Source organism: Bacillus sp. 0209A, assembly GCF_036765095.1.
GTDB classification, from domain to species: Bacteria; Bacillota; Bacilli; order Bacillales; family Bacillaceae; genus Bacillus; species Bacillus subtilis_G.
In genome coordinates, this window is sequence record NZ_JBAIZV010000031.1 from 1 (window position 1) to 220 (window position 220).

The 220-nt window shown below is 58.2% G+C and carries 1 protein-coding gene; it reads right to left on the reverse strand.

From position 1 onward, the window contains the following. The coding region (locus tag V6D44_RS21025) for a hypothetical protein (RefSeq protein WP_333516870.1) at positions 1 to 220 on the reverse strand (220 nt) is incomplete at both ends.

Below are 220 nucleotides of genomic sequence, written 5' to 3' on the forward strand. Positions count from 1 at the left end.
CGCCCGCCCGATGGAAAGTGAGCCTTCCTCCGGATTGATCTCTGTGCTTGTGGCGACGACTGTATTTTCTGTCGGCCCGTAGTTGTTGACGAGCGTGTACGGCTGTTTGACCGCGCGTTTCAGCTTGTCTCCGCCTGTCAGCAATACGCGAAGCGAAGTGTTCTCAAGCTCCATGAACTGTTCCGCCAGCTGCGTCGGCAGGAACGTGATCGTCACGCCG